Here is a 766-nt window from a genome sequence, read left to right on the forward strand (position 1 = left end):
GCAGTTTGGCTTATTCAATACTGTTGCGAATATAACTGCTGGGTTGCTAATCACACTTCTTGTTTATCATATATCTAGTGAATTACTCCGGCCTTTTTCCTGGTTTATTTTAAATTCTATAGTTGTTGCTGTTGGGTTCTATTTCTATAAGAAATTTCGAAAAGAAAACGTCTCCACTCGCAGTTTGACATCTAGAAATCAGAAATGGTTGATATGGATTGCGATTGCTAATAGTTTGACTTGGTCGTTTTTAGTTCTGACTGGTGACTTAAGCGAATCTAGAGAGGCTGTAGCGATGCTTGTAATAACTAGTATCGTAATTGTTGCTGCTTCAATAGCTGTCGGTTTGAACGCCAAAATTTATTTGGCATTTATCAGCCCGTTTATTCTCCTTTGCTTCTTCAAATACCTTTCGTCACCTTATCTTTGGGAATTCTTATCACTTGTATCTGGATGTCTAATTATTGGCTATGGTCAAGCTATTAACGCTCGTGCTGTATTAAACAAATCCATTCGTCTCAGAAATGAAAATAGGTATTTATTAAAGGTGGCAGAGGAAAAACGCAAAGAAGCCCTGCAAGCAAGTGAATCTAAATCAAAGTTTCTAGCCGCCGCTAGTCACGACCTTCGACAGCCGTTGCAGTCGATAGAGTTTCTCGCTTATACGATTAGTCATACGGACTCAGTTGAAACTCAGAAAAGGATTTTTCCTAAGCTAAACTCGTCAGTAAAAGCCTTGCGTGAATTGCTTGATTCACTGCTTGAT

Annotated in this window: 1 protein-coding gene; it reads left to right on the plus strand. The window is 38.4% G+C overall.

Annotated features, from left to right (window positions below):
• The coding region (locus A3761_RS24315) for a HAMP domain-containing sensor histidine kinase (protein ID WP_156492097.1) at positions 1-766 on the plus strand (766 nt) is incomplete at both ends.

The organism is Oleiphilus sp. HI0123 (assembly GCF_001635315.1).